Source organism: Sinorhizobium medicae (genome assembly GCF_007827695.1).
Lineage (GTDB): Bacteria > Pseudomonadota > Alphaproteobacteria > Rhizobiales > Rhizobiaceae > Sinorhizobium > Sinorhizobium medicae.
This window is the reverse complement of sequence record NZ_VITA01000021.1, coordinates 62,162-84,406: the sequence shown is the minus strand read 5'-3', so window position 1 is coordinate 84,406 and position 22,245 is coordinate 62,162. Positions and strand designations below refer to the sequence as shown.

Genomic DNA, 22,245 nt, shown 5'->3' with positions numbered 1-22,245 from the left:
CATGCGCTAGGTGTTGCGGGTAGTTGGACAAAATTGGACGCGCTGATGAACTGGATCGCGCAATGAGGGCAAGCCTCGTCGAGCTAGAAGCCGTTGCCGCAGTTGCGCGTCACGGCGGGTTCCGGCCAGCAGCGCGAGAGCTTGGTATGTCGTCATCGGCCTTGAGCCATGCGATCGCCGCGCTTGAGGAGCGCCTTGCCGTCAGGCTGTTCAACCGCACCACGCGTAGCGTGGCCTTGTCTGCGGCTGGCGAGCAATTCCTGTCTGAGATTGCGCCGGCGCTGCAGACGCTCGAGAAAGCCATCGAGAATGTGGGCGAACATTCAGAGCGTCCTTCCGGGAGACTTCGTCTGAATATGGCGCCGGGCGCAGCGCGCATTCTGCTGCAGCCGCTTATTCTCGAGTATAGCCGCCGATACCCAGAGGTCGATATAGAGGTCGTTACCGAGAATGCGCTTGTCGATGTAATCGGTAAGGGATTCGATGCCGGCATCCGCCTGACGGATTCGATCTCACCCGACATGGTTGCCGTGCCGATCATCCCCAAAATGCGTTCTGTCGTCGTTGGATCCCCACGCTATTTCGACGGTCGTCAAAAGCCAGTCGTGCCGGGTGATCTTTCGCAACACATCTGTATCCAGATGCGCATGACGAGCGGGAGGTTTTATCGCTGGGAGTTTGAAAAGCGAGGCGAAACACAGTCGATTGCTGTCACCGGTCACCTAACGTTCGACGGGTCTGACCTTATCCTGGAGGCAGCTCTTGCCGGCTTCGGCCTCGCCTTTCTGGGTGAGCACGCGCTTGCGCCACATATTGCTTCAGGCAATCTCATTCCCGTTTTGGAAGACTGGTCTCCCCATTACGCGGGGCTCAGCCTTTACTTCGCCCAACGCCGCCACATGCCAGCCAAACTGCGCGTTCTCATCGAGCTGATCCGCCAGAGCGCGACTAGGTACAACTGGTAGAACGGTGCCTGTCTTGAAGCTTAGAGTCCGAGGTCTAGGTTCGAAACGTAACCTGCATGCTTGCCGGCGCTCCCATATCTTCGCCAAAGCCTCGCCTGTTGGGAACCGGTGGGTCACAAGATTTCGAGTTTGCGTCGGCAGGCTACAGCGATATGCTTGACGGCGAATATCTGGGAGGAACGTCATGATACGCAGGCTTGCTTTGGTCCTGACCGCCTTGTTTTTGTCGCCGCTCGCGGCGGGCGCCCAAGAACCCACCATGAGCTTCTTCGTCACCAGTGCCAACCCGGGAAAGGGCGGTGATCTGGGAGGGCTCACTGGGGCTGACGCCTATTGCAATACTCTGGCAACGGCGTCCGGCTCCACGGGCAAAACCTGGAGAGCGTATCTTTCCACCGATAGCGAGAACGCCAAAGACCGGATTGGCGCCGGCCCCTGGCACAACGCCAAGGGTAAAAAGATCGCCGACGATGTCGCCTCGCTTCACAGTGATGGCAATAACATAACGAAGCAAACCGCTCTCAACGAGAAAGGTGAAATCATTCCCGGCCGCGGCGACAATCCTAACCGGCACGACATACTGACTGGCTCTAAGGTCGATGGAAGTGCTGCGCCGGAAACATGCGGAAACTGGACCATGGGAGGTGCGGAGGGTGCTGCTATGGTGGGCCACAGCGATCGCACCGGATTGGACGATTCCGCCGCAGCCAAATCCTGGAACTCTTCGCATTCGACGCGAGGCGGCTGCTCAATCGAGGCGTTCAAGACTACAGGCGGAGACGGTCTCTTCTACTGCTTCGCAGCCGATTGAGTGGCCTGCGTGACGCTCTCGGGTTGATGTCGCGGAGGCTAAATGCCGAGCCACGGTCGACACTATCTTAACGGTGATCCGGCGAAGGTGACCGGCGGCAAGAGAAAGCAGTAAGCTGGCCATGCTACAACGGGCCCGGCGTCTCCTGCCGTCGAATGCCGGAAGGTCCAGCCAAGATGCTAACGATGGTCTCACACGAAAAAGCCGACGTTGGCCGAGCGGGTCGAAGCGGCCGCCGGTACAAAAAGACGCTCTGGGCAGAGGGCCTGACTGCATACCTGCCGCAGAACTTGAGCGTTGTACGAAATGCGAATGCCGCAAGACAATGGTGAAAGAACGATCAATCGTCCAGCAAGAGCGTGCGCAGTGGATCGCCTCCGTCGATGAACAGTTGTCCTTCCGGCGTCAACGCCGCCGCAACACGGCGTTTCGCCCGTCGCCCCGCTTCGGGGTGGCGTCCGTCCAGAGCACCGACGCGCACGGCGACTGCGATATCGTACGGCATCTCACCCGCTCCCAGCTCGAATTCCTCAGCGGTAACCTGGCGCAAGCTCAGCCTTCCGGATTCAATCTCCGCCTGCGATGCGGATCGTGCCTGCTCGATCACTTTGGCGGATCGGTCAATGGCGAGAACGTGCCCGCCGCCAATCCGCCCCGCGATCTCACGGGCCATTGCACCAGGCCCGCAGCCGATCTCCAGCACGCGCATGCCCGGCCGCAGCGGCAGCGCATCCACGATGGCGAGAAGCCGCTTCGACAGGTCCTTGGCCATTCAAATCTCCTTCGCCCGGCTTGCCGGACATTGAATCCGCGCGCGTGCGGCTCACAGATGGTAACGCATGACCAGCGCGGTGGTAACGGTCGCGATGCCGGGAACGGAAGCGACTTGCGGCGCATATCCTCGACACTCTCGATTGAATCGGCATCGATGCTGACGAGCAGATCGATTTCGGCAGCCAGGGAATCGATCCGCATGACGAATAGGATTGCTTTCACCCGCAGCGCGAATTGGTTGCACGTTTTGCCGCTCTCGGAGCGGGCACGAAGAGGTGCGGATTGGGCGATGGCGCGGGGAGACCCCTGGACGAACGTATAGCCGGCCAGCGCCCCGCTTCCTTCCTGACGAGCCAACCGGTGCTGGGTGGCGTTGCGCGGCAACCTGATGTGCCGCGCCAGCGAGCCGATCGGGGCGCCGGCGTTCCTGCGCAACAGCGATATCAGCTCTAGATCTTTCTCGTCCAAGTCTTAGCTCTGGCGATTTGCATGCGAATTCGGCGAATTGCTGGCGGAAGCCCCGCGGCATCATAGGTCAAAATGGCTTCCTCAAGAAGACGAGTGAAGCGATGACATAGACAAAAGCACCAATCACCGCAGAGGACACGATTCAGGCATGGGCGGCCGCTATCACCGCACGCGACGTTAAAGCCGTCATGACCTGTTGCGCGGACCCGTTGCTCGTCTTCGACGTGGTAAGGCCCAGGCAGCGTGAGGGTCACATGATTTGTCGCCGGGCGCGGGAGGAGGCTTTACCGTAGCTGGCGGAACCGGAAAATACCTACAGCTTGTTTGTTACCGGCCGGGGCCCTGAATCCGTTCAATATAACGGTGCGCGGAGCGCGCAACCATATCATGACCGCCTTGTCGAACATTCTGGTGGGAAAAAGCCCCATAGATCCTTTCAAAACGCCACGGCGCCAACCGATCGGCGACACTCCTTACTTCCGCGGCGCTTAGCGGCAGCATGTTTGGATAACTCCACATGAACGACACATGATCGGCTCCGGGAGTGACCTGGACGATATCTCCGGCGAGCAGAACACCGTGCCCATCCTCACCCGTCCAATGAAGCACTGTGCCGCCGCCGAAATGACCGCCGCCATGAACAAGCGTGACAGAGGAGGAGAGGACGAGAGCATCCTCTTCCCATAAGCGGATGTGATCGGAAGGGCGGCAGATCCAATCCTTGTCCGCAGCGTGAAGATAGATCGGTGCGTCGAACGCGACGGCCCAGTCCTGCATCGTCGTGTAGTAGTGAGGGTGTGAGATGGCGATAGCGGTCAAGCCCCCAAGCGCATGGATGATTGCGTTCGTTGCTTCGTCAAGGAGAGCTATGCAATCCCAGAGCACGTTCCCGGCCGGCGTACGCAGAAGCAGGGCACGCTCGTTGATGGCGAAGGCGGGAACAGTCTGGATTGCGATTAGGTCCGGCTCAAGTTGGAGCCACGTGTTGCGGTGATCCAGAGCAAGATCCTCCATCGTGGTCCAAGCCTGCCCCGAGGCTGGCACATATTGTCGTTCGTCAGCGCAGATCCGGCATGTTTTTGGCAAGTGCTCTCCTTCATCGAAAGAGGTGCCGCAGGCGGAGCAAAGAAAAATCGTCACGAGAACCTCCTTAATGTCCTGACCGAATTCCCTCAAAAAGGTAGAAAAACGATGTTTGCGGTGGAAAGGGAGTCATTGCTTGCGTATAGCAGCTGTCGCACTGCATGCGTTGATCTTCGGCTATTCAGGACGACGACCGGCGGTTGAGACTTCCCCAATGCTTGTCAGTGATGCCGCCTTCAGGCCACCCGTCGAACTCCGGTTTGAAATTTTCTATCTTGAGTTCGACGCTGACGAAACAACGCAGTCGTAAATGATGGGACATAAGATCGAGATAGTAGTCCTGGCCGCCGACGCGAGGTAGTGCTGGCTGGCAACGAAGGTGAAGGTTTGCGACCTGGCGCGCCAAGATCTGCCGGCCGATGCTCTAGTAGAGCAAGATGAGTTCTCGATTGGCAGTGACAGCCGCCTTCAGGCGAGCCGTCCGGATCTTGTCTTAAGCTCGGGAAGAACGATTGGGCGTAGTTTCACGAGTTGATCTTTATCAGGGTGAGCCGTCACTCGATTGCGTGCGCCACTGATCAGCTGGTATCGCGTGGAGCATGGGTCGTTTAGCTGGCCGCTTCGGAAGGAGCGACCCGCGCCAGAAGCAGACGTGCGCCGGGCTCTCGTTCCGGCGCAGACCTTTCGTTCCACGACTGCGTGTCGTTTACCGCCGAGAGAAAGCCGGGCAGGCAGGTGCCTGCGCCGGTACGACGGGATCAAGGTCCTCGATAACCTCGCCGTCCGTGCGAACGCTTCGCGCTGCGATTGCCCTCCTTGTCTCGCTCTTGGACGGCGACAGCCCCGCGACGCTGCAGGCCTCACTGCGGCGGCGGAGCGGATGTGAGGCCGGCACAAGACATTCCGGTCAGTAATGGTAGATGCCTGCAACGGGTCGAGAGAACCGTTCTTCAAGGGCACGCGTTATCGCGAGGATGTTCGCGTTTCGTGCTAGAAGCATCGCGTAACATATCGCCTGGAAGGAATTGACACTGGGCTGTGTCGGCCAAAAAACTGGCTCACGTGCGTGGCGGCATCGTACTTGGTTCCTGATCTGCACAGGGTCGGCTATATTCTCGGTATGGTGGAACCGCTATATACTTTCGGCGACTTCGTGCTGGATCCCCGCAGCGGGCTACTGCGGCGGAAGGGAGAGTCGGTGGAAATCGGCTCCCGCGGTCTCGCGCTTCTCCAAGCATTGCTGGAAGCCAGGGGCGGGATCGTATCCAAGGCCGAACTGATCGAACGAGGTTGGCCGAACACGATTGTCGAGGACAGCAACCTTACCGTACAGATCGCAAGTTTGCGAAAGGCGCTTGGACCGTCTCCCGACGGGCGTGAGTGGATCACGACAATACCTCGGGCTGGCTATCGCCTAGTCACGGCTTATGCGGGAGCTTCCAGTCTGACGTCAACCAGGCCCGCACTGGCGGTTCTGCCATTTATCAATCTTGATGGCGGTTCTGACCAGGGTTATTTCGCGGACGGCGTTGTCAATGAGATCATCACCGCGCTCAGCCGCTTCAGAAGCTTCGCCGTGGTCGCGCGCAACGCATCCTTTTTCAACAATTTGCGATTTCCTGACGTACGATTGGTCGCCAAGGAACTCGGTGTCGGCTATATGCTCCAAGGCAACATAAGGCGTCCGGGCAGCCGATTGAGAATCTCGGTACAGCTCGTTGACGGCAGTGGCACACATCTCTGGGCGCATAGCTTCGATGAGGAACTTGATGATGTGTCCGTTTTCCAGGACCGAATAGCCGAGAGCGTCGTGTCACTGGTTGAGCCGCATATTCAAGCGGCCGAGATCGAACGCTCACGTCGAGACCGGCCGGGGAGCACTGCCTCTTACGATATCTATCTGCAAGCGCTGGCAAAAATCTCAACGGAGTCTGAACTTGACAATGCGGAGGCTTACGCCCTCCTCATGAGAGGCATTGAGGCCGAGCCCGACAATGCTCTTCTGCTCGCCCATGCCGCGTGGGCGCTCGAGCATCGGCACACGATGGGTTGGCCATCGCTTGGTGAGGACGATGTAGGAGAGTGTGTGGCGCTGGCGCGGCGCGGGCTCGAACATGCTGCGGGAGATGCGATGGTGATGGCGCATTGCGGCGTCGCCCTGCTGCAAACCGCAAAGGACTACGATTGGGCCTTGGCGGTCCTGCAATCTGCGGCGGAGGCTAATCCAAACAACCTGATGGTCGTAGTCCGGGCCGGCCTTGCGCACCTGCATTGCGGGAGCCTTGACGAGGCCCTGACCCACTTTCAAAGGGCAAGCCGGTTGAGCCCGGGGGACCGCGGCGCTCACTTCTCGCTCTGCGGTATTGCAGACGTGCACTTGATCCACGGCAACTATGCCGAGGCGATTACCTGGGCCGCTCGCGCGCTCGCGAGCAATCCGAATTTCGATCCGAACCTCTGGGTGCTGATCGCAGCGAATGCCCATCTTGGCCGAATGGAAGAGGCGGATCGGTATCTGCGTGAGCTAAGGCGACGTGTTCCGGAGGTCACAATCGCCCGCATCAAGGCCGGACAACCTCGCAAGGACCCGACGAGGACCGCCGCCTTGCTCGAAGGGTTACGCAAGGTCGGCCTGAAGGAAGGCTGATCCCCGGGCCATTTCGGCCGCATCACCAGAGTGGTCGGCTAACTATCCGGTTTGGAGCTGGACGAAACATAGAGAAACGCTACTGTCACCGGCGATTTCGGAACTTTTAGGGAAGCGATTCAAGACAGGAAGAGACCTGTTGAACGAGCCTGTTGCTACAGCGCATATGCGATGGAGGTCAGGCCAGATGGTTACAGCATTGACGGTTCTTTCCCTGGATCAGGGCAACATTCATAGATCTGCGGTTTACCATCGCGAGCGGCTCGTTGAACAACAGCAAGAGGCCAGCGGCGAGTGTGCGATGGGCCGAAGGGGATGCCAGACTAACGCTTCCATCTTCTTGGGATTCATCAAAGCACTTCTCGTTTTTCGATCTTCACCGAGTGAACCCGCGACGGGGACGGTCGAAGGCGGCGGGACATTGATGTGATATGCGCGATGCATCACGCCCGACTTCCACCACTCGGGCGTGATGCATCGCGACGGCCGGCTGTTCCCAGGACAGCATGCAATGAAGCCGATCAGCACGCGGCAGCTCTATCGCATCGTCGCCAGGGCGGTCCAGGCCGCCGACAAGCGCATCGGCCGCTCACGCTAGGCCACAGCTTCGCCACCCACCTATTGGAAGTCGGCACCGACATCCGGATCATTCGGGTCCTGCTCGGGCACGCCAAGCTGAACAACACCGCCTTCTACACTAAGGCCGCGATCCGCACGGTGCGAACGGTGACGAGCCCTCTCGACAAACTCGGCCTGTTCAAGCCGGGAGAGATATCGCCCATTGGTTGGAGCTCGCCGACATCTTCCGACTAACCGGGTCTGCCTACCGATCGGACCATGCAGGTCATCTGAGCCTGCAGCAACTCAAGGTCGGCAATTGAGCAGTGTCGCACCGCAGCCCTCAGTGGCCAAGTCGAGGCTTGCGAGGATTGCGGCCTGTGGCGCCGACCGTCAGCAGGTGACGAGGCTCGCAACCGACGAGTTCATCCACCGCTTCCTCATCAATGTTCTGCCGCGTGCCTTCCACCGCATTCGGCACTGAGGCCTGCTCGCCGGCTCCGCCCGCAAGGCCAGCCCCGCGCTCGCTCGCGAACTGCTCAACGTCGCCGCGCCACCTGATGACGATACCCCGGATGAACCCGACGGCTCCGGCCGCAATGCCCATGCTGCGGCGGCGCATGATGATCATCGAGATGTTCGAACGGTGGAGGCAGCTGCGTGGATCGCCAAACAAAACCCTGCCGAACCGGGAGACTGTCTCATGACCCGGCACGGTATGATTCGGCCTTCAGTCACAGGCGTTCAACCTCCGGCGAGTGGCCCACACGCGTCCACGCCCATGCTCGAACGTAAAAGGTGCGGGTCCAACCGCGCGACGAACCAGCAACACCGCGCGAGGGGAAAACAAAGTCACATAGCCGGATCCATCCCGGCGCTTCTTGAAGACGGTCGCGCCATTGACAAGACAGGCGGAAATCCGAAACCCGATAGCTATCTTGCCGTCTGCGGGTTCCTTGCTTGGTCGCTTTCGTACGCCTGCCGGCGCCCGAACGCTTCAAGGAAGGGGACTGTCGTCTATAGCCGCATTGCCCGGATAACTGACGTCTTGCAACGACCTGATTGCCGGCGTTCGCGCTCGACGTGCCGGCACTGCCTCGACTTCCATAGCGGTATGCGGACGGAGAAGCCGCGCAACGCCGCCAAAGCAGAGGTCGCCCGATGCGGTCTTTCACATGTTCGGGCGTGCGCGCTCAAAGGCTGAAGAGTAGATTGATCCGGAACAATGCGTTCCGTTCTACTTCGACTAAACGTTCAGCAATCATCTTCCGTTTGCATTTGCCGGCAGGGAGAACGCCAGCCAAAGGAGAACACCATGGAAAACTGGACCGCAAATCTGATGACGCGAACCGGCGTCAAGATACACGTCAGGCCCGTTCGGACTGCAGATAAGCCGATTCTTGCCGAATTCTTTACCCATGTCACCAAAGAGGACCTGAGTTTCCGATATCTTGCTGGCCTGAACGAGGTTGGCAAGGAGCGTATCGCGGCCCTCACCGACGTCGATCACGTCCGGACGGAGAATTACTTGGCTTTCGGCGAAAGCGGCGATCTGCTGATCGCCACCGCCATGCTAGCCTGTGATCCCGCGTTCGAGCGTGGCGAGGTGGCGATCAGCATTCGGTCGGACTACAAGAATCGCGGCGTTGGCTGGGAGCTCCTGGGTTTTCTCTCGAAGGTCGCCCAGGCGAAGGGCGTCAAGGTGCTCGAGTCCATCGAACGGCGCGAGAACCGTGCGGCGATTGAAGTCGAGCAGCAGATGGGATTTACCACCGTGACCGATCCCGACGACCCCACGATCCTCCTCGTCCGGAAGGAACTCAGAAAGGCGTGAGACGCCGCCGCGCTTGAGCAATTTGTTCGGCCGGAGCATCGCCGTTCCGTAGAGGTGCTGGCACGTCCAATCTGGACCACGATTGCGCGAATGACTGCGGCAAGTTCGACGCTACCACGGAGGCTGGAGCCTCTTCCGCTTCCAGACTAGGCGTTGGAACTTGAGTCCTGTCAGTGTTCTGTTGTCGCATTGCACAATGATCATCGACCGCGCTCTGGCCTCGGCTGGCTGACGCATCCAAAGCTCGCCCAGTCCGCCAACCCGCCGCTGCCGCCGCAGAACTATTCAGCCGCCAGGCGCTTGAGCATTTTCCGTTCGACGGTCTTGACAAACTTCTCGACCGTGGCGACGCAGTGGCCGCAGGTCATGTCTTCGACGTTGAAGTGATACATTGAGAATTTCCTCTCACTTGAGCGAATGTGGAGATTCTAACGATGGCTAGGCCAAGGGTGTGCTCTACAATTTTTGGCTGTGCACCGCTTGATGAGTGTGGCGAGACCAGAAAAGCCGAGGCAAAGATTGGCGCAATGCGGCTGACAGCCGGTAGCTCTATGCCCAGACGCGGCCGTTAGACAGGTCCACAGCCTGTCGCGACTCCCTGCTCGAAAAGCGGCAGGGCGGGTTTGCGGTGGACTTGACCGAGCTGAGATCGAACACTCCAGCATCCATTTCCAGCCACAAACTGGACAGTATCATTCGGTGCAATTCGTGCGTTGACGGTGAGAAATCACTTGTAGACAGTGAACGAGGCGCGCGTCGGTTGCTCGTGGTTCCTGGCGAATTTTGAATTGCCGCACCGCCTTGGCGAAGGCGCGGCTTGGAAGTAATCGGGGCTTGCGATGCACGCGCTTATTCAGTCTTCGTGCCCATGTCGCCACGCCTGCTAGCGGATTTGCGATCGAGGCTGCAGGAGTTGTGCAGAAACTGGGAACGGAGCAAATGACCACAAGCGTTTTGGAAGCAAGTGGCGGCGTGAAGCAAGTCATCTGCATCAATTGGGGCACAAAATATGGAGCCCCGTTTATTACGCGCAACATCACGCCGCCTTTTACCTTCACCTGCTTTAACACAATCGCGCAGTCAGCAGATTCGCAAGGCCGCAAAGGGCGGAGCGAACGGAAGCAATCTCGCGTCACGGTAACACAGCTTTGTTTGCCGCTGTGGGCCAAAGTGGTCCTGCGTCCGGTGCTCACGGTACAGTCGTCGCCCAAACGACGCCTCTCGCAGTGACAGGCCGGGATCGAACTAACTGAGGACGCGAGGTGAAGCCCTGACCGTCTCCGGTCAGGGCTCTTTAATCAATCTTTCGTCCTGCAGTATGAAGCAAGGACACGGAAATAAGGTCCGCCGCAAAGCCTACTACAAGCACTGGCTATGCTAGAGGCTGTGTCGATGCAGGGTCAATGTTATACGAAGGTATTAGCTTTTCCAGTAACACTTTAGGGGTTTTTGTCTTCCAATTTTACCGCCCATCGCACATCGGCGGAGTGCCTTCTCCCCAGGCCGCGATGCTACGCGATCCCGAGACCGCCCATGTGATTTCGCCGGTAGTCGCAGCTGCCGTCTGCATGTTTCCGGCGTTGCGCTGAAATAAATGAGTATGGCTTACACGACGCGCTTCCTCAGTGAGCTGCCTTCGTTACGGCGGGCTGCGCGAGCGTGCGGATCACCTCGGCGAGGAGCCGGCCGCGCCCCCGCTCAGGCCTGTCGAGATGAACGTAGTGCGTCGCCTCGGGGACCGTGACTGTGCGTACGCTTGCAGTCTCACTTAAATCCTGCGCCAGCGTAGTCACGGCAGGCCGGCTTCGTGCCCCGCGTGCGCCCAGGAAGCGCGGCAGATGCACACGATCTTGAGCTTGCTGCCGGCATGGGCGTGGCCTTCGCGCCCGAAGGGCGCGTTCGATGCGGGTGGACGGTGTGGGATGGTGCCCCTGACGGGAATGCCGGACGACCTCACCGCGGATCTCGCAATCGTATGGAAGCCACGCGGCGCTCGCCGGGCGCTGGTCGCGTTCCTGCAGACGGTCAGATCCATGCGGCGGAGTTAGCCTCGCGTTGTCCTGGCAAATTCCGCGAGGAACGGCCGAGGTGATCGGGCGCTCTTAAAACCCCCATAGTGCAGCGGCAAAGCTCCGACTGGGGACAGAAGCAGGCACTCGGCGAAGTAAGCTCACAAGGTATTGGCGCAAAGCCCGTTTGACAATCGAAGCGCCCGCGTTGAGTGGCATCACGCGGGCGCGGGAGAGTGCCGGGAAGGCGCCACTGCGAAGGTCGGTCCGTCTGGCGGTTGAATGATTCTACGCGACCTTGAACTCGGACGTCTCGCCCGAAAATGTGCAGGTCGCAGTCCAATCCATCGCGAAGATTTCGTCTTTGGGCGTTGCGGTAATATGGTACTTGTCGCCCTTCTTCGGGCGCTTCTTGGAATCGAACTTGCCGCAGGCGAATACCGTCTCGCTGCCGCTTCCGGTTCCATTTTCAAGCAAATGATCTTCTCCGCCAGCGTGTATAACAGAGACTTGCTCCCAATCAGACATGGTTCCTACCTCCATCTGGTGTCGACTGTGATGTGAAATGTGGTAAAACTTCTCTGGCGGATGACGCTCCGCAGGGAAGAACAGACTGGCGCGGCGAAAGCTATTTTCCGCCGCGCGCCTCCACCCAGGACTTGTCAGTCGGTGGCGGCAATGGGCCGGAGGGCTTGCCGGTCTGGCCCCAGGCGGACATCTTGGGAAAACTTGGGCCGATAAGTGCCTTATAAGATTCGACAAAGCTCAGACCGCCGGCGCCCGGAGTTGCCGAGAGGCAGGCATATACATACACGCCGCCGGAATATCCCTCGGGCAAGATGGTCAGGTTTTTGTTGAGGTCACGTGCCGTCAGGTAGAAGTCGTCCCCCTTGCTGCCGATCACGGGCTGGCCTTCGTCACCGAATGCTGCGCCGTGCGCCACAATGAACAGTTTCTCCGTCGGGCGAAGATCGGGGATGTCCCGGTCAAAAACTTTGTACCATTCGCCGAAGACATGGTGGTTGCCTTTGGCTGCGTCTCGAGCAATGTCTTCGACCATTCGATCGTCAGTGCAGGCTGCGATGATCATCGGAATCCTCCATCGAGTTGGTGTTGGTGGTCATTGGCATTCAGATCAGGTGAAGAAGCGCAGATAGAAGGGTTCGTCGCTTGGCGGCCCAAAGGAGCCGAAGACCTCCGTGATGTTGGTCCGGGTTTGCTTGTTCGAAAGGTCCAGCGTCGTCGAAAGCAGGGTCGAAGCGATCCTGAAACTCCCCGAACTGGGGCCATCCGTTACATTCAGGCACGTCAGGTATAAGTGAATCTGAGACGTGCGGGTTTGATCAAGGATGAGACAGTTGAATGCTGTCGGTTCACCGAACTTGCTTAGATAGGAGCCGATGGGTTGCGCCAGGGCTGAAGCGTGACTTCCCCCGACGATATTGGCGCAAATTGAAGCAAGGGCGCCCGGCAAATCTCCGATGGGCATCGTACGGTCCAGCGCTTGCGATGTTGTCGCGCTTTCCACCTGGTTTGGAACCATCTGCACGGCATTCTGCCAAGTGCTAGGCTCCAGGTTGCGCGACCGGTCGTCCGACAGCCTCTGGATCAAGGCAGAGCAAATCCCCTCTGCTTCGAGGGGGTTGTTGGTTTGGGGGCCGACCACTAAGAATAGACCCGCAACTGTTTTCGCAAATGGGTTCATGTCGGTTCCTTCCGCGAGCGGCAGCGGGCACGCGGCACCCGCCGTGCGACAGAGCATCGGTAGAGGTCGCCGGTTTGCTCTATCGCCCGGGGTCGAGCGGACACGTTTTGCACCGAGCCGCACCGTTTGTGTCTGGTGAGCTGCGTTTTTCGCGGTCGAGATCTGAAGCTCAGACCTGTGGTTTGATGTCGCTTTGAGGCGTGGAGCCGCCGTTGAAGAAGTTTTTGGCCTTCTTGAACTGCTCGGTGGAATTCTTGTTCACCAGCTCCTGGAAGTTTTTGTAATCGGCGCCGCCTTTCCTGATGCGCCGGGTCTGGATGAGGTTTGTGACCTCCGTATAGTCCATGTCGATATTGACGTATTGCGTCGACGAGCAGGAAGACTTTAACTCGAGGAAGTACTCCTTGAACTCGATCTGCCGCAGGACGATTGCGCCGTAATCGTAATATCCGCCGGCCCCGTTATCGAGAAGGTAGCTCTGATAGGTGCAGGTCAGCGCTTTGTACTGCTGCGCCTTGCTGCTGGCACTGAAGGTCAGGTTGCCCATTTCGGTCAGGAAGGACTGGAAGTCCGTCAGCAAAGATGCCCCGTCGGTGACGATCGCTTTGGCAATCAACGACAGGAACGTGCCGGAGACGGATGTACCGGCAAACTTGTTCGAGTAGCTTTTCTGCTTCTGCCCTCCGATTGAGAGATCGGGAATGTTACCGACGACGTTCGTCCAGGTGTTTATGTCGAGTTTTTTCGAGTCGATATCGGGATAGTGCGTATGCATGTAGTCGTGGATGAGACCGCCCATCGCTAGAAGATTGTCCTGATTTTCGTTCATGATCCCGCCCCATTTCGGATCATCGGTTTTCTGGCCAATGAGGTGGAATTGGACTGTGCCCTGGTCGTTGGCAATTTGGTCGTCGCTTGGGGCCTCAGTATCGGTCTGGGCCAGCATCAGGGGTTTGGCATAAAAGAAGGTACGTGCTGCATCGTAGCTCTTGTTCGAATAGCTCTGTTCATGTTCCTGGACATTCACTGCGGATACGCTCGACATGCTTGCCTCCTACTGTGAGATTTGAACGTTGCTCCGAGAGACGTGGGCTTCCCCCTTAAAACTAATGGGTGCAATGATCCCCATCTATGCTCTCATTAGCTGTATAGCAGGTTGTTTCGGCCTGGACCTTTGTCTCAGACAGGCTTTTCTCTGCGGAATGCAATTTTGCGGTAACTGAGCGGCGGCAGGCCATGAATGGCCTTGAACGCCGTCGAAAAGTTGTTGCTGTTCTCATAACCCAGCGTTTCCGCGATTTTGGCGACGCTTTCCTCCCCACTGCGCAGGCGCTGGGCTGCCTCGGCCATCCGGAAATGGCGCAGCCAGGTGATGGGCCCGCAGCCGAAGGACGCTTCAAAGCGATTGACGAGCGTGGTCCTGTTGGTCCCAACCAACCGGGCCAGCTCGCTCAGCGCGGTCTGCTGATTGATGCGCTGCGCCAACAGATCGCACGACTTTTGCACGAGCGGATCAGCTGAGAAGAATAGCCCGGCAGACCGCCGCTCGATCTCAGCGACGCAGCTGGCGAGCCGCCTGAGAACTTCCTGCTGGATCAGCGGCCACAGCAGGTAGTCCGAATATCCGCTGGCGAAAATCGCGTCACGGTGCAGGCTGCTTTCAGAAACGAGTGCCAGTTGCAGCAGTTCGGAAGAGAGTTCTGTGGGCTTGTGCTCGTCTCGCTGGCGCTGTCGGCAGTCGACGATAAGAATCTGTGCCGCGCGTCCCAATCGCAACCGTTGGTGATCGACAACTTCGACGTGCCGCAGGGAGCTTGCTAATCGCGACAGAGTGATAGCCACTTCTGAATCCGAGCCAAGATATGCAGCCAGGAAGGAAGCATGCACCTCGAATACACCCTGAGATTCTGGCCCACCGACGGCTTGCCTGAGGCCAATCCGGGGCTGGGAGGGTCGTGAGCTTAGTTTAGATCGACGGAGTTCAGCGCACGGATTGGCACATGTTTGCAATCAACGCGTCTTAATGGAAGAAAAAAACAACCTTTGGGTGAACAAACAAATACTCATGCTCCTTTCCGGATCGTGGATGGTAGGCGGACGTCGCACCAGTAACCGGTTCAGAGGGGCCGGGGGCCATGATTCAGGGAAGGGGGTACGGCGCAATGTTCGGCGTCGGTCCTCACCGGATGGGATACCTAGGACCGGAAAGTGCGGTCGTGCATGGGCGATGCAGTTGCGCTGGACGCGGAGGCTCTCGATACCCTCCGCGCCACGATCTATATCGGCCTTTGTCCGCTGGGGTGCGCCGAGCGGGGTTAGCAGTTCAGCGTAGAACCGCCGTTCGCCGAGCTTCCACTTCTCCCGAAATGGTGGGCGTAAGCCTGTATACCCGCAAGTGCCGCCTCAGAGATCTGAATTTCCCGCCGTCCAAGACAGATGATGAAGTCCCCTATAACAAATCTCTTGATCGGAGCTGTGGGGCGCTTTTGCAGCAGAATGAGCGGCTGTCAACTAAACTCCCGAGCGTAGCTCGATGGTGGGCTATTGTGCCAGACGGGACAATGGCAGGACTATGTTCACTGATAAGCCGGTCTTACGCCAGTCATAGCTGAGGATACCACCGAATTGGCGGGTCACAGTCGCGTCCACCAACGTGCTGCCGAAGCCCTTGGATACAGGGGGGGAGGTTATTTCTCCTCCCCCGTCTTCACTCCAAGTGATGCTCAGGTCGTCGCCATTGACTTGCCAGACAATATCCACCCGGCCATTGTCGCCGCGCAGCGCCCCGTATTTAGCCGCATTGGTTGTCAGTTCATGAAAGACCAGCGCGAGTCCGTTGACCGATTGCTCGCCGCAAAGAATTGCAGGGCCTTCAAGAGAGAACCGGCTCCTGCCGAAAATTGCCGCAGGCTTGTGCGGCTCGATGACGATGCTTATCAGGTCCGCAAGATTGGAGGCCGCCCCTTGGACGTCGCTAAACGATGGCTTCACCAAGGAATGCGCAGCGGCGAGCGCATGCAACCGGCCAGACAATAGCGAGACCAAATCATCCTTACTATTTGTGCTGCGGGCGCTGATGCGGACCATGCCGTCTACGATGGTGAAGAGATTTTTGAGCCGATGGCTCATCTCTCTGGTGAGCAATTCCTGCTGTTCAAGCGCCTGCAGGAGTTCCTGTTCGGATCGGGCCATCTTCAGTGCTACGCCGATGAAATCGGCAAGCTCCTGCAGAGTGGCTCCGTGACCGCAGTGGAAATACCCGATCCTGTCGGCGACGACCCAAAGGGTCCCGAGTGGTTCCGTCCGCCCAATATATAGCGGCACAAGCAAAACCTCTGGCAGCGACAAGCCCGATGGTATCCAGTCATAGACGCGTTCTGGATGGATCGCCAGCGTCGGTGCGCCGCGGTCGAGCGTGATACCACAGGGGGAGTAATCGCGGGGAGTAGTCGCCCCGTTGAACGGCGAGAGAATTCCCCTCAGATTATGCCAGCGGAACACCGGGAACGGTTCTGTCTGTTCGAGCAGGCTGACACCTGCGGAAATCGCGCCTGTCAGTTCCATGGCGAGTTCGACGAACTTTGGGAGCACCTCTCCAGGGCCATCGTGCATGCGTCCGGCGAGCTGAAGAAGTGCGGCCTTCTCCTGCGCGGCATCGCTGGGTGGCACTGGCCGCTGACTCAGGTCGACCGTGTAGACCGCCGCAACGTCGGGCTTGGACACCTTCGCCGCTTCCATCTTCTCGGTTCCCTTTCCGTGAGCGCAGACCCGCGAGATTGATAAGTATCCTATTTACACGATGTAAGCAAAACAGCCGACTTAGGCCAGTCCTCAGGATGCACCTGTTTGCGACGGTTATCTGCGCTCGCTGCCAGTACTGCCATTTGGACACGTGTGGCATCGTGCAGGAGCTCGCAGTGGGTGCAATCGCTGTATACGTGTGATGTCATGTTGCTCGCGGATCAATGTTCCTTGAATGCCATTGTCAGAATTCTGTCCTCGCTCATCTCCTCGCGCGAGAGGATGCCCGCCAGCCGGCCCTTCGACAGAATCGCGACGCGGTCGCAGAGGGCGAGGATCTCCGGGACCTCTGACGAAGCGATCAGCACGGTCAGCCCTCGCTCGGCCTCCCGCACCACGATTTCGTAGAGATCGGACTTGGCGCCTACATCGACCCCGTGGGTCGGCTCGTCCAGAAGCAGAATGCGCGGGTCGGCCATCAGCGCGCGAGCGAAGATGACCTTCTGCTGGTTGCCGCCCGAGAGCGTCGAGATTGGTTGAGTATCGCGCGCCATGCGGATGCCGAGGCGATGGCGGTAAACCTCCATACGCGTCACATCGCCTTTACGGTCGGAAAACAGCGTCCCGGAGAAACGGCGCAGGCTGCTGATCGCCGCATTCTCGCGCACGGAGTGTTGCGGCAGAATACCGGCAGTCTTGCGGCCTTCCGGCACCAGCGCGATGCCATTTCTGACTGCCGCGCTCGGATCACGGTGGCGGACCGGGGTGCCGAAGAGTGCCATCTCGCCCGATGCGAGCGGCCGCGCACCATGGATCACTTCAAGAAGTTCGGTGCGGCCAGCGCCTACCAGTCCGAACAGACCCATGATCTCGCCTTCGCGCACGTCAAAGCTGATATTCTCCAGATGGTCGCTGTCGCAGACCTGCCGCAATGACAGTGCCAGGGTGGTTTCGCGGAGCTGGCGTTGGCGGTATTCGTAAATCGCCGGCTTGCCGGTCATGTCGGTGATCAGCTGCTGGCGCGTGGTCTCGGCGGGGCGCCGTTCGCTGACGATCGCGCCGTTTCTCAGCACGACGAGACGGTCGCAGAGCGACAGCACTTCCTCCAGCCGATGGGTGATGAAGATGATGGCGGTTCCGGCCGCGCGGGCGGCGCGCACATAGGCGAAGAAGCCCTCAACCTCATGCGGCGTAAGCGATGAGGTTGGTTCGTCAAGGATGAGCAAGCGCGGATTTCGACCAGCCGCCTTGGCGATCTCGATGAGCTGCTGTTCACCGGCGCGCAGTGTCCCCGCCTCGCGGCGAGGATCAATGCCGCTCGCGCCGACGCGGCTGAGCAGCGCTCCGGCCTCGGAACGCATCCTGCCGAAATCGACGAAACCTCGCTTTGTGGTCGGCATGCGGCCGAGGTGAAGGTTCTCAGCTATACTGAGCGCGCCGATCACTGAGAGTTCCTGGTGCACGAAACTGATGCCCGCCTCAATGCCATCGGAGACAGTACCGATCTGTGTCGGCTGCCCGTCCATCTCGATCGTGCCGGAATCGGGATGGAGCCCGCCGGACAGAATATGCATCAAGCTCGACTTGCCGGCGCCGTTTTCGCCGAGCAGCCCGACGACTTCGCCCGCATGGAGATCGAGATCGACAGAATGCAACACCGTGTTGCCGGCAAAGCTCTTGGCGATGCCCCGAGCCCGCAGGAGCGGCCCGCAGGACGAGCTGCCGGCAACGGATTTGCTGCCGGCAGCTGTGGTCGCGCCTTTACTGTACATCTTCGGGCGTCAGGAGCTTGCCGGCAACGGGGATGATCTTTGACCGCGGCTCGGTGCCGGCGACAAGGTAGTTGTAAAGCATCACGCTGGAATCGAGCGCCTGCTGGTAGGGCGCCTGATCGAGAAGGCCGACCATTTCGCCAGTCTTGAGATACTGCATGTTGTCTGGCGTATGGTCGAAGCCAACGACGCCGACCTTGCCGGATAGGCCAAGGTCCTTGACCGCCTTGGCCGCGCCGAACGGACCGCCGGCGGTGACGTAGACCATAGAGAGGTCGGGGTTGGCGGTCATCATGTCCTGCACCAGCGAGTAGGCAGACTCGGCCTTGTCCTTGTTCTCGAACGGGCCGACGATCTCGATATCCGGATGGTTGGCCTTCAGAAAATCGAGCGCGCCGTTCATGCGCTGAGTATGCTGGGTAGCACCGAAATAGCCGGTGATCACGCCGAGCTTGCCGTTGCCGTTCATCTTCCTGGCGATGTACTCGCCGATCTGCTTTCCGGCTGACGTGGCGTTCTGGCCGATGAAGGCGAGACGCTTCGACGGCGCCGCGCCTTCGGCGATGATGTTGAACACGGGAACGCCCTCGTCGGTCGCTTCGTTGATGATGCGGGCCGTGCCGTCGAAGATCGGAACGACGACGATGCCGCTATAGTTCTTGGCCAGCGCTCCCTCGATCCCGGCGACAACGGCTTCGGCAGAAAGCTCGTCGCCGAGGTCGACGAAATCGACCGTTGCGTTGAACTTGGAGAGATAGTCGTTGGCCGCCTTAGCGCCCTCGGTTACCGGAGTCCAGAACGGGTTGTTCTGGAATGACAGGAACGCGATCTTGATCGGGCCCTTGGTGTTTTCTACTGCGACAACAGTGCCGCCTTCCGGCGCCTGTGCTGCGGCCGGCATCGCAAAAGCGATCGTGGCTGCTGCCGCGAAAGCCAGTGATCTGAAGGTCTTCAATATCATGTCTCTTCTCCTCAACCTTGAAAATCAGTCGTCGTCGCCGCGGCGCTGGAGCCCATCCAAGCCCACCGCGAAGATGATCACGAGCCCCTTGGTCACCACCTGCCAATAGGCGGAGATGCCGAGCAACACGAATGCGTTGTTGAGCAGCGCCATCAGCAGCGCGCCGATGATGACACCGATGATCGAACCGCGGCCCCCGCTGAGCGCGGTTCCTCCTAGGATTACGGCGGCGATAACGTCTAGCTCGTAACCCATGCCGAGATTGGGATCGGCACTGGCGAGATTGCCAGCAAGAATCAGTCCGCCGAGCCCCGCGAGCAGGCCGCATAGCGCAAAGACAAAAAGCCTAATATAGTGGATGTTGACGCCAGCCAGGCGTGACGCCTTGGGATTGTCGCCGATCGCGTAAATCTCGCGGCCGGTCACAGTTCTGACGGCGAAGATGTGAACGATAATCGCCAGCACGATCATCAGCAGGAACGAGACCGGTATATTGTGGATGCGGCCCGCACCAACGAATTCGGCGAAGCCGCCGAATGGCACCGGAATGCCGCCTGTCATCAATAACGCGATGCCGCGAGCGATTGACAGCGTGCCGAGCGTGGCGATGAACGGATTGATGCGGAAGCGGGTATATAGCAAGCCGTTGACCACGCCGCAGGCAAGACCCGTCGCAAGGCCACCGACCAGCCCGATCGTCTCGCTGCCGGTATCGCGCATCAGAACCGCCCCGACCACGGCGGAAAGGCCGATGACAGAACCAACCGAGAGGTCGATGCCGCGGGCGATGATGACCAGCGCCTGGCCCAGCGCCACGATCGCGACGACTGAGGCCTGCCGGCCGACATTGAGCAGGTTGCGCGGCTCAAGGAAGTAATCGCTGGCAAATGACAAATAAATGGCCACCGCCGCCAGCATCGCAAGCACCGAGGCTTCGCGATGTTTTCCAAGGTCACGGATGAAGGAAAGGCTCTGGTTCATTCCGCTCACCGTCGATTGAACACGGGCTGGCGCTTTTCCTTGAAGGCCGCACGGCCCTCGGCGGCATCGGCGGTCGCAAAGCAGATTGTCTGCAGGTCACGCTCGTATTCGATCGCCTTATCGAGCGGCATGGAAACCGCGGCTTTAAGATTCGCCTTTGCGGTTTCGGCTGCGATCGGCGCGCGGGCGGCGATTGCATCCGCAATGGCCCGGGCACGGGCGAGTAGTTCGGTCTGCGGCACGACCTCGCTGATGAGGCCCCAGGCCAGCGCCTTCTCCGCCGTGATCGGATCGCCGGTCATCAGCATCAGTGCCGCATTGGAGGCACCGATCGAATGCATCAAATGCGCCGCCATGCCGCCGCCGCCGATCCAGCCGAGCTTGATCTCGGGAGCGGCGAACTGGGCATTGTCGGAGGAGATGCGGATGTCGCATGACATGGCGGTTTCCAAGCCGCCGCCGAGGGCATATCCGTTGACCGCGCAAATCGTGGGCTTCAGCAGCGCGCGAAACGCGTCGCAATAGTCTGGCCGGTTGCGGAACTGCCAGGGGGTCTTGTAGGTGTCGAGCTCCTTGATATCAGAGCCGGCGCAGAAGGACCGCTCGCCGGCACCCGTGAGAATGACGCAGCGGATCGAGTCGCTATCATTGCATTCGTCGACCGCGGCGACGATTGCGTCGGCCATTTCGGGCGTGACTGCGTTCAGCTTCTGCGGTCGATTGAGCGTGATGGTGGCGATGGCGCCGTCCACATTGAACAGGATGTCTTGCGTCATGGTGATCCTACCTTTCGCCGCCCTTGCTGCCGCGATGATCTGCATAAAGTGTCTGGAGTCGGTTGATCACGCCCCTGGCCGGCGCCTTCTCGAGGAATGACTCGCGCAGCAGGGCGGAAGCCCTGCTTTGGAACGCGATGTAGCCGTTGTGGCGCGGACGCACATAGGCCTGCTCCAGCGTGGCGACGGTGTTCGAATAGAACCTGCCCCAGCGGGCATTCACGCCTGCATCATGCCAGGCTTCCCGCCGGGACGGCTGACCTTCATGGCACGGTATGAAGCCGATCTGCGCGTCGGCGCTCATCAGCCAAAGCAGGTGCCGCTTCAGTGCCGGCGTCACCTCGCAGCGGCGGGATATGCCGATTCCGGTGCCGCCGAGAGTGGAGCCGGGACGGTCGCCAGGTTCTAGCCGCGGCGCATTGTGGAAGGTGATCGGCCGGCCGCTTACCGGCGCGGCATAGTTCACGTAGCCGTAGACCAGCGGCACGAGGGCGACGTCGTCGTGGGCCGCCATGTGCTCGAGGATACTGATCGGGTTCTTTTGGCGAACCACATGCGGGCTGCGAGCCGCAAGCTCGTTCATTAGGTCGTAGACTTCGGTGCCGACTTGCTCCGAGACCAGAATGTCTGGATCCCGCTCGGCCGGCGGCTCGCCGAGCGCCGTGGCTATCGACAGGAAGGAGAGTGCGGCATGCGGTCCGGCCAGCGACAGCGCCACCTTGCCGGTTTTCTGCGACAGCAACAGCACCTCGTCCCAGAGAATGGGGGCGGGGCCGACGAGCAGGTCGGCGCGCGCAGCCATCACCTGGGTCGCCGCATCGAGCGGAAGGGCCCAGTGTTGGCCAGTGAAGTGGTAACTGCGCAAGGAGGGGCCGATGCTCTCGGCTCTCAGCAGGTTGATCGTCGCCTCCTCGAAGATGCTCTCCAGCGGCTGCAGGCAATCGCCATCCACCGCCTCGCCGACATGGGGATGATCGAGCACGACCAGGTCGTAACGGGCGCAGAGATCGGCGATCGGATAGGACTCGAAGCCTTCAAGCGGCTGCTTGTCCCAGTCGATTGCCAGGCCGCTTTCGGCCAAATCCAATCGGCGAGCCGCGGCGGCCAGCGCGTTATAGCCGCGCGGATGGTCCCAAGTCAGCGCTTTTAAGCGTTGCATA

The 22,245-nt window shown here is 59.6% G+C and carries 20 protein-coding genes and 3 pseudogenes; 8 read left to right on the top strand and 15 right to left on the bottom strand.

What is annotated here, in order from left to right:
- The first annotated feature begins 62 nt into the window (after positions 1-62).
- A complete protein-coding gene (locus FB009_RS27155) occupies positions 63-965 on the top strand; it encodes a LysR family transcriptional regulator (protein ID WP_011970550.1) in 903 nt (300 codons plus the stop codon).
- Between the two features lie 184 nt (positions 966-1,149).
- The gene (locus tag FB009_RS27150; protein WP_011970551.1) at positions 1,150-1,776 is read left to right on the top strand and encodes a hypothetical protein; all 627 of its coding nucleotides are present in this window, start codon (positions 1,150-1,152) and stop codon (positions 1,774-1,776) included.
- A 340-nt stretch (positions 1,777-2,116) separates the two neighbouring features.
- On the opposite strand, the gene FB009_RS27145 is transcribed toward FB009_RS27150, so the two are convergent.
- From FB009_RS27145 to FB009_RS33400, 3 genes are all read right to left on the bottom strand, one after another.
- On the bottom strand, positions 2,117-2,548 hold the full coding sequence (locus tag FB009_RS27145; RefSeq protein ID WP_011970552.1) for an SAM-dependent methyltransferase: 432 nt from the start codon (positions 2,546-2,548) through the stop codon (positions 2,117-2,119).
- A 797-nt stretch (positions 2,549-3,345) separates the two neighbouring features.
- Positions 3,346-4,158, bottom strand: coding sequence for an MBL fold metallo-hydrolase (locus tag FB009_RS27130; protein WP_011970553.1), 813 nt, complete (start codon positions 4,156-4,158; stop codon positions 3,346-3,348).
- Between the two features lie 124 nt (positions 4,159-4,282).
- On the bottom strand, positions 4,283-4,423 hold the full coding sequence (locus FB009_RS33400; protein ID WP_234711287.1) for a DUF1016 domain-containing protein: 141 nt from the start codon (positions 4,421-4,423) through the stop codon (positions 4,283-4,285).
- 798 nt (positions 4,424-5,221) lie between these two features.
- Between FB009_RS33400 and FB009_RS27120 the strand changes: the two genes are divergently transcribed.
- From FB009_RS27120 to FB009_RS27095, 5 genes and pseudogenes are all read left to right on the top strand, one after another.
- Positions 5,222-6,748 carry a winged helix-turn-helix domain-containing protein gene (locus FB009_RS27120; protein ID WP_024311997.1) on the top strand — a complete coding sequence of 509 codons (1,527 nt, stop codon included), beginning with the start codon at positions 5,222-5,224 and terminating at the stop codon, positions 6,746-6,748.
- 438 nt (positions 6,749-7,186) lie between these two features.
- Positions 7,187-7,561, top strand: coding sequence for a tyrosine-type recombinase/integrase (locus FB009_RS27110; RefSeq protein ID WP_101777513.1), 375 nt, complete (start codon positions 7,187-7,189; stop codon positions 7,559-7,561).
- Positions 7,522-7,726: pseudogene (locus FB009_RS34085) on the top strand (IS91 family transposase); the annotation flags it as partial. The gene FB009_RS27110 and the pseudogene FB009_RS34085, both read left to right, overlap by 40 nt.
- Positions 7,689-8,013: pseudogene (locus FB009_RS34080) on the top strand (transposase); the annotation flags it as partial. The pseudogenes FB009_RS34085 and FB009_RS34080, both read left to right, overlap by 38 nt.
- Positions 8,014-8,621: 608 nt before the next feature.
- The gene (locus FB009_RS27095) at positions 8,622-9,140 is read left to right on the top strand and encodes a GNAT family N-acetyltransferase (protein ID WP_011970557.1); all 519 of its coding nucleotides are present in this window, start codon (positions 8,622-8,624) and stop codon (positions 9,138-9,140) included.
- A gap of 281 nt (positions 9,141-9,421) precedes the next feature.
- On the opposite strand, the gene FB009_RS27090 is transcribed toward FB009_RS27095, so the two are convergent.
- A complete protein-coding gene (locus FB009_RS27090; protein WP_127582104.1) occupies positions 9,422-9,532 on the bottom strand; it encodes a heavy-metal-associated domain-containing protein in 111 nt (36 codons plus the stop codon).
- A 547-nt stretch (positions 9,533-10,079) separates the two neighbouring features.
- On the opposite strand from FB009_RS27090, the pseudogene FB009_RS27085 reads away from it, so the two are divergent.
- Positions 10,080-10,205, top strand: a pseudogene (locus FB009_RS27085) (glycosyl transferase); the annotation flags it as partial.
- Between the two features lie 1,232 nt (positions 10,206-11,437).
- Here FB009_RS27085 and FB009_RS27070 read toward each other — a convergent pair.
- From FB009_RS27070 to FB009_RS27015, 11 genes are all read right to left on the bottom strand, one after another.
- Positions 11,438-11,626, bottom strand: a complete 189-nt coding sequence (locus tag FB009_RS27070; RefSeq protein WP_127582107.1) for a hypothetical protein — start codon at positions 11,624-11,626, stop codon at positions 11,438-11,440.
- Between the two features lie 151 nt (positions 11,627-11,777).
- Positions 11,778-12,239, bottom strand: coding sequence for a hypothetical protein (locus FB009_RS27065; RefSeq protein WP_011970558.1), 462 nt, complete (start codon positions 12,237-12,239; stop codon positions 11,778-11,780).
- A gap of 45 nt (positions 12,240-12,284) precedes the next feature.
- Entirely contained in the window at positions 12,285-12,854 is a 570-nt protein-coding gene (locus FB009_RS27060) for a glutamate acetyltransferase (RefSeq protein ID WP_153423508.1), read from the bottom strand.
- 169 nt (positions 12,855-13,023) lie between these two features.
- Complete coding sequence (locus FB009_RS27055; RefSeq protein WP_018210552.1) at positions 13,024-13,899, bottom strand: hypothetical protein; 876 nt, start codon at positions 13,897-13,899, stop codon at positions 13,024-13,026.
- A 134-nt stretch (positions 13,900-14,033) separates the two neighbouring features.
- Complete coding sequence (locus FB009_RS27050; protein ID WP_234705495.1) at positions 14,034-14,696, bottom strand: helix-turn-helix domain-containing protein; 663 nt, start codon at positions 14,694-14,696, stop codon at positions 14,034-14,036.
- A 699-nt stretch (positions 14,697-15,395) separates the two neighbouring features.
- Positions 15,396-16,592 (bottom strand): sensor histidine kinase, encoded by a 1,197-nt coding sequence (locus FB009_RS27040; protein WP_011970562.1) that lies wholly within the window; start codon positions 16,590-16,592, stop codon positions 15,396-15,398.
- A gap of 224 nt (positions 16,593-16,816) precedes the next feature.
- Entirely contained in the window at positions 16,817-18,367 is a 1,551-nt protein-coding gene (locus FB009_RS27035; RefSeq protein ID WP_018210557.1) for a sugar ABC transporter ATP-binding protein, read from the bottom strand.
- Positions 18,357-19,328, bottom strand: a complete 972-nt coding sequence (locus tag FB009_RS27030) for a sugar ABC transporter substrate-binding protein (protein ID WP_018210558.1) — start codon at positions 19,326-19,328, stop codon at positions 18,357-18,359. The genes FB009_RS27035 and FB009_RS27030 overlap by 11 nt, the downstream gene beginning before the upstream one ends.
- A 24-nt stretch (positions 19,329-19,352) precedes the next feature.
- On the bottom strand, positions 19,353-20,309 hold the full coding sequence (locus FB009_RS27025; protein ID WP_011970565.1) for an ABC transporter permease: 957 nt from the start codon (positions 20,307-20,309) through the stop codon (positions 19,353-19,355).
- 5 nt (positions 20,310-20,314) lie between these two features.
- Positions 20,315-21,085 (bottom strand): enoyl-CoA hydratase/isomerase family protein, encoded by a 771-nt coding sequence (locus FB009_RS27020; RefSeq protein ID WP_020493302.1) that lies wholly within the window; start codon positions 21,083-21,085, stop codon positions 20,315-20,317.
- A 7-nt stretch (positions 21,086-21,092) separates the two neighbouring features.
- The gene (locus FB009_RS27015) at positions 21,093-22,244 is read right to left on the bottom strand and encodes a type 2 periplasmic-binding domain-containing protein (protein WP_018210560.1); all 1,152 of its coding nucleotides are present in this window, start codon (positions 22,242-22,244) and stop codon (positions 21,093-21,095) included.
- Position 22,245 lies beyond the last annotated feature (1 nt).